The sequence below is a fragment of the Sphingomonas mali NBRC 15500 genome, assembly GCF_001598415.1.
Taxonomy (GTDB): Bacteria; Pseudomonadota; Alphaproteobacteria; order Sphingomonadales; family Sphingomonadaceae; genus Sphingomonas; species Sphingomonas mali.
In genome coordinates, this window is sequence record NZ_BCYX01000028.1 from 47901 (window position 1) to 53900 (window position 6000).

The window sequence follows — 6000 nt, forward strand, 5'->3', positions numbered from 1 at the left end:
CGGCCTGTTGTCGCGCGTCGGCTGGGTAGTGATGGAGGGCATAAGCCCTCCATCAACCGGTTAGATCGCTGCAGCCATTTTCGGGCGGCTCGAACTGTGGCCACCACTACGATAGAGGATGTCTTCCACCTGGTCGCTCTGTACGCCGCTCGCGGTAGCATCGACCGAAACAAAAATGCCGCCGTGGTTAACGCTGTTTTCGTAATAGGTGGCGTCCTCTTCGCCGACGCCATGATCGCCGAGCACCTTGGCCAGGCCACCGGCCGCGCCACCGATCGCCGCGCCAGTAATCGCGGCGCCGGGGATGGCCGACGATGCAATTGCACCCGCTGCTACCAAAGGCCCCACGCCTGGGATTGCGAGCGCCGCGATACCCAGCAGAGTGCCAATACCCGCGCCGGCCGCGACTTTCCCAACGAAGTCTGTTGTCTCTTCGGCGCCGCTGCCGTCGGTGGTAGTGTTTTTCCCGTCCTGCTGGGCGACAATCGAAATAGCGGAATCATTGACGCCGGCGGCACGCAGCTCAGAAACAGCACGTTCTGCTTCAGCTCGGTTGTCGAATACGGCCGATATGATGTTCTTATTCACGGATACTCTCCTACTGCGACCACGCGGCCGGGACTGCTCTAACCCCTGCCAAGTCCCGGCGTTCCACGCCGCCGAGCGGTTTGTGCGCGGCCTTGGTGAAAGCCGTTTACTCCGGTCGGGATGATGGCTTCGGACTTCGGTCGGTGAACTATCTGGCTCCGCGGTGACGCACGCCTGAGGCGCGCATTCTGTATTTGTGAAAGATGAGATGCCTAATAAGCGCTTAGGTCTCTTTCTGCGGAACCCGCACAGCGCCCGCGCCTTTCTGCGCAATGCGTTCGCGAAAGGGGGGATTAGTGGAGAGTCGACTTGATGGGGCGCATCATTTGCGCGCGACACCACGCTACAAATTATTTCATCCGACCGAGATGAACGCAGGTAGCGCGGCAAGGCGCGTCCACATTTTAAATTTGTCGGCAGGCGGCGCGCTAGTCTACGCGAACAATCCGCCTAATCCCGGCACGACGCTCCGGCTGCGCTGCGGCGGTCGTTCACTGCCGGCGCGCGTGGCCTGGCGCGATGAACGGCGATTTGGCGTCGCCTTCCTATCTCCTCTCGCCGACGCTGACATTAAAGAAGTCATCGCGGCCCATGATGCTCTGGTGTGTCCAAAGTCGCTCAGCCCGTCCTTGGCCCGAAGCGCGTCCGGGTAGTTGTGTCAATCCGCCGTGCCATTCTGGGTGGGGCAGAGCTGGCCGCTTCTGCGCATGAACCTTCTACGTTTTTGACGGTTGTTTTGCGACTGCATCAAGGAGGCTAGCTTGGCGGGGAGCGGATCACCACAATCGCGAGACCTGCACGAGCTCGGACAGTTGCTCCGAAAGACTTATGACGAAAGGCTTCCGCCTGGGGTTGAGCCCTCTGTCATCCCGTTAATGCTTGAGCTGTCTCACCAGTCGGACAAAATTGAGCGTCAGAAGGATGTTCCAGCGTCCGTGTCGGCGCGATCGTCGTTCCTCGTTAGTCTGCGGGCATACGGGCGATCGGTAATAGTTTATTTGACAGCTACCGTCGTTCGACCGCAATAATGGTCGTGCAATCGCACGTCGGATTGCGGCTGTATGGTATTGCGCCCCGCGCGCTACTGCGGAGATCGAGGACGGCGTTCTGCAGTTGATCGGCTCGTCAATCGCGCAAAGCTAAAGCGGTATTGCGCTCTGCATTGATCTAGCGAAATGCCAGGACAGGAGACACGTAAGAACCGCTCTGGCCTCGGGGCGCGCGATGCCGATCGCCCAGAATGTCAAAAATCGCGGCTGGCGGCTTCCTTCGCTTTTCGGTCATATTCTTTGGCCATTTGGAGATGTACGGAAGCGACGGTCGGATCTGTGCAGGCAGCCGCCAGGGTTTGTTCGACCACCGCGCGCCGGCTGAAATATGCGGCGTCCTTGGTCGGTTCGTGTAGCATGGCACCCCCTCCGATACAGAGTCGGAACGCCCGACACTCAGCCCAACACTGTTAAGGTCTGGTATAGTTGAACATGAACATATTGGAGCGATCACCCACAGGGCAAGGTGTCGGGAACTCTCCGACGAACTGATCATTTCGTTCTGACTACCGGAAGCTCTTGCGCTCGGGGTCACTCCCGGGCGCCTTTTTATAGCCGGCGGAGTTCGCGCCACTGGCGGCAGCGGCGGAGTGTCCGCACCAATCCTGACGTGTGAGCAGTCGCTCGGTTGACACCCTCAAGCTTTCGGCTGGCAGTAATAGAAAGCCAGGGTAAGCAGTGGCACCTTCACCGGCGCGCGCAGGCGCCCGGCCTCCTATATAGCTGCTATCAGCCAAGAAACGATCAGATGATGTCACGCTGACATAGCTAGCGAGACAAAAGCGCCCCGCCGATGTCAGCGGAGCGCTCCTTACGAAAACGACCAAAAAACCGACGGCTTACTTGTTGCCGTTGTCCTTCACGCCGACGGTCGGGACGTCGATCGCCTTCTTCTCGGTCTTCACCGTAGGGACGTCGACCGTCGTCTTTGACGTGCCAACGACGACTTCCTTCGATTTCACGTCGACGTCGGGCAGCGCGCCACCCTTGGCGCTGACGTTGACCTTCGGCAGTTCGCCGCCTTTGATATTAGCGCTCCAGAACCCCGTGGCGAATAGCAGACCGATGATGACGATGGCCAACAGAACGACCGCGCCAACGATCATTCCAGTATTGCTCTTCCGCTCGACATATGTCGTGTTCCCTGCGTTATCGCGATACTCTGCCATGATCATACTCCACTTTGTTGGTAGACTCGAAACAGGCTTGCGACAAATATGTTCCGTTGGCGCAACGTCTATACGATGACTAGCGCTTATCAGCCGTACCGGACCTTAAGGGCTTGCTAGCGAGTTGGGTGCGTGAGCCAACGCTCGTGGCTGGGGATACCGCGTACTGGGGAACGTCAGTTATGGCTCGGAGGAGGTCAGGTCACTTTTCAGAGTCTGCAGCTCATTTATGCGACACTCGATCGCGAACCGGCACCAAGCATATATTCGCCTGCGCAACCGAAGCGTAGAGCAGCGTTACGATAGCCATCGCACGTGCTCGTTGGATCATCGGCCCGCTCCAAGGGGGATTAACGGCTGCAATAATATCCTCTCAGCTCCAAAGTGCCAGCGGAGTTCGTTGGCTGCCTGGACGAACGGCAGCTTTTGGGATCGCGGTGATCGCGCACGAACGGCGGCTATTGGGGCGTATTGTGTTGAAAAACTCCGCCAGCGCCAGCCATGGTCGGAACGCTGACAATGACGTATCAGGAACGTCGCCTTTGTTGAACGATTACGAGAAAAATGATTAGTTGTGCGACTGATTATTACCTGCTCCGCGCGTTCAACGCGCCTCTCGGGAGTTTTTCAACAGAATAAGGCGCAATGCCGCCCAAAGTCGCAGTCGCGCGTTGGTCGGTGATGACCGACACAATCGAGGATCTGCAACGCCAGATGGACGCTGCGGCGAGTGCTCTCAATTTCGAGGAGGCGCGGCGCATTCGTGACCGCATCAATCTGATGCGAGGCGGAGCGAGCGCTACAGAAGCAGCACAGGCCGATACGTCGGGCCTAGTTCGTCAGCAGCCGGGTGCCATGGGACTTGGCACGAGCCGGCAGCGGCCGGTTCCTCCGCCAGGGTGGAAGCCGCCGCCGAAACCCGATCTCATGACCTCCGGCCGGAAACGGAAGTGAGAATCCGCGTCGCTACTGCGGCCGTGGTTACCTACTGCCGAACGTGAGCCACGAGCGGCGATACGTCCAAGCGGCGAGGTCGCACGAAGATCGCGGCAGAAGCCTTCGCAAACGATGCCGCCTGGCACACCGCGATGCCATCCTCCACGCTGCGGTCGATCACTTGGTAGATTGAGAGAATATCAGACCAAGTTGGAAAGGTACGCCGTTATCGGCGCAATCCGGGCAGTGTGCGGTCGGCGAGATGAACCCGGCCGCACTGACGAATCCCCGGCGGGAGTTCATTTCATCGCATTTCGTCCGATGATGTTTTCCGTACGTTTTGCGTACATGACTGGGCGTCGCGCCCTAAGTCATTGTAATTTGGTCGGGGAAAGAGGATTCGAACCTCCGGCCCCTGCCTCCCGAAGGCAGTGCTCTACCAGGCTGAGCTATTCCCCGACCGGCGCAATTCCGGGCGAGCCCGGCCGTGCGAGGGGGCGCCTATAACCATGCCGGGGGAGTCGCGCAAGCCTGCGTTGGCCGGGTTGGGCAGGCATCGTAACTCTCAATCGTCATGCCGGGCTCGTCCCGGCATCCACCGTGCCGCGAACGCGACGCGAAAGCTTCTTGTCCGGCGCTTGCTGCCCGTTGGATCCCGGCACAGGGCCGGGATGACGAGCGGGCTAGACTCCCCGCGCCGCGAGCATGGCATCGATGCTGGTGAACTTCTCGCGTGGCGACCCGTCGCGCGCCGCGGCGGTCTCGGCCGCTTCGATCTTCTGCCAGTCGCGGAAGGTCACGACGTCGACATTGCGGTCGCGCAGCAGCATGTCGAGCCCGGCGCGTCCTTCCTTGCCGTAATCGTCGGGCGTATCGGCGGCGATCTGTTCGGCGATCATGAAGCCGTCGGGGCGGTTGGTGCCGATCGTGCCGGTCGGCCCGCGCCGCGCCCAGCCGACCGCATAGAGACCGGGTGCGATCCGCCCTTCGTCGTTGGCGAAGCGGCCGAGCTTGGCATCATAGGGCACGCCCTCGATCGGTGGCGTGCGATAGCCGATGCAGCTCACGACCAGCGCCGCGGGAACGACATAGGTCTCGCCCGTGCCGTTGGCGCGGCCCTCGGCATCGATCGCGGTGCGTTCGACGATCACGCGTTCGACTTTGCCGTCGCCCTCGATCGCGATCGGCATTGCGTAGAAGTCGAACTCGATGGTGATCGGCTTCGCCAGGTCGAGCGTCGCGAAATTACGCAAATGGCTGACCGACTTGCGCAACCCCGGGTCGAGCGCGGCGTCCTCGGCCTCGGGCGGCAGGTCGGCCGGATCGACATGCGGTACTGCGCGTTCGAGATGGCCGAGCTCGCCGAGTTCCTTGGGCGTCATCGCGATCTGATGCGGACCGCGCCGCGCCAGGATGGTGATCCGCTCGTGCGTAGCGCCGTCGAGCAAATCTAGCGCATGGCCGACGATATCCGATCCTGTGAACTCGGCGCCGGTCTTGGCCAGCACGCGGGCGACGTCGAGCGCGACATTGCCCGCGCCGACGATCACCGCGCCGGGGCCGCTCAGCACGGGCGCCAGATCGGCGAAATCGGGATGGCCGTTATACCAGCCGACGAATGCCGCGGATCCGACCACGCCGGGAAGGTCGTCGCCCGGAATGCCCAGCGTGCGATCGGCCGGCGCTCCGGTCGCCAGCACGATGGCGTCGTAAAGGTTGAGCAATTCGGCGATCGAGACGTCCTCGCCCACCGTCACGTTGCCGACGAAGCGGACATTGTCCGATAGCGCGGTGGCTTCGTAGCGGCGCGACACGCCCTTGATCGACTGATGGTCGGGCGCAACGCCGGTGCGGATCAGGCCATAGGGGACGGGCAGGCGGTCGATGATGTCGACCCGGACCTGGTCGCCGAACTGTTTCTGGCACGCTTCGGCGGTATAGTAGCCGGCGGGACCCGATCCGACGATCGCAACGTGACGCATGTCCCCTCCTGATAGGTCAGGAGGGGATGCTTAGGGCGTGTATCCGCCATCGGCAACGCCTTGGTCGCGCTCGGAGGGCTGAAGCTGCACTAACCCTCTCCCGCAAGCGGGTGCACCGGGTCGGTCATGCCCCCGGCATGACCTGAACAGCGCGGGGCGCTGTTCACCCGGTGCAGGCTGGGTGAGGGTCTTCTTTCTTCTTCCAGGCGTGTGCCGAAACAGAAGAAAGAAGACCCTCACCCTCCCGCCGCCTTTGGCGGCGGGCCCCTCCCTCTC

6 protein-coding genes and 1 tRNA gene are annotated in these 6000 nt (G+C 61.5%); 2 read left to right on the plus strand and 5 right to left on the minus strand.

Going from position 1 to position 6000, the window contains the following annotated elements:
- Nucleotides 1–60 precede the first annotated feature (60 nt).
- Entirely contained in the window at nucleotides 61–588 is a 528-nt protein-coding gene (locus SMA01S_RS17545; RefSeq protein WP_066825341.1) for a hypothetical protein, read from the minus strand.
- A 272-nt stretch (nucleotides 589–860) separates the two neighbouring features.
- Between SMA01S_RS17545 and SMA01S_RS25395 the strand changes: the two genes are divergently transcribed.
- Nucleotides 861–1241 (plus strand): PilZ domain-containing protein, encoded by a 381-nt coding sequence (locus SMA01S_RS25395; RefSeq protein WP_084250405.1) that lies wholly within the window; start codon nucleotides 861–863, stop codon nucleotides 1239–1241.
- Between the two features lie 590 nt (nucleotides 1242–1831).
- Here the strand turns inward: SMA01S_RS25395 and SMA01S_RS24665 are convergent.
- Complete coding sequence (locus tag SMA01S_RS24665) at nucleotides 1832–1996, minus strand: hypothetical protein (RefSeq protein WP_157094014.1); 165 nt, start codon at nucleotides 1994–1996, stop codon at nucleotides 1832–1834.
- Nucleotides 1997–2476: 480 nt separating this feature from the next.
- On the minus strand, nucleotides 2477–2806 hold the full coding sequence (locus SMA01S_RS17550; protein WP_066825374.1) for a hypothetical protein: 330 nt from the start codon (nucleotides 2804–2806) through the stop codon (nucleotides 2477–2479).
- A 681-nt stretch (nucleotides 2807–3487) separates the two neighbouring features.
- Between SMA01S_RS17550 and SMA01S_RS17555 the strand changes: the two genes are divergently transcribed.
- The gene (locus SMA01S_RS17555) at nucleotides 3488–3760 is read left to right on the plus strand and encodes a UvrB/UvrC motif-containing protein (protein ID WP_066825376.1); all 273 of its coding nucleotides are present in this window, start codon (nucleotides 3488–3490) and stop codon (nucleotides 3758–3760) included.
- Nucleotides 3761–4124: 364 nt separating this feature from the next.
- Here the strand turns inward: SMA01S_RS17555 and SMA01S_RS17560 are convergent.
- Both SMA01S_RS17560 and SMA01S_RS17565 read right to left on the minus strand, forming a co-directional pair.
- A tRNA-Pro gene (locus tag SMA01S_RS17560) sits at nucleotides 4125–4201 on the minus strand.
- 224 nt (nucleotides 4202–4425) lie between these two features.
- A complete protein-coding gene (locus SMA01S_RS17565) occupies nucleotides 4426–5724 on the minus strand; it encodes an FAD-dependent oxidoreductase (protein WP_066825342.1) in 1299 nt (432 codons plus the stop codon).
- Between the last annotated feature and the right edge of the window lie 276 nt (nucleotides 5725–6000).

Excerpts from the sequence above, each read along its gene's own strand:
- SMA01S_RS17555 (WP_066825376.1), top strand. The coding sequence starts at position 3,488 with ATGACCGACACAATCGAGGATCTGCAACGCCAGATGGACGCTGCGGCG.
- SMA01S_RS17550 (WP_066825374.1), bottom strand. The coding sequence starts at position 2,806 with ATGGCAGAGTATCGCGATAACGCAGGGAACACGACATATGTCGAGCGG.
- SMA01S_RS24665 (WP_157094014.1), bottom strand. The coding sequence starts at position 1,996 with ATGCTACACGAACCGACCAAGGACGCCGCATATTTCAGCCGGCGCGCG.
- SMA01S_RS25395 (WP_084250405.1), top strand. The coding sequence starts at position 861 with ATGCGTTCGCGAAAGGGGGGATTAGTGGAGAGTCGACTTGATGGGGCG.
- SMA01S_RS17565 (WP_066825342.1), bottom strand. The coding sequence starts at position 5,724 with ATGCGTCACGTTGCGATCGTCGGATCGGGTCCCGCCGGCTACTATACC.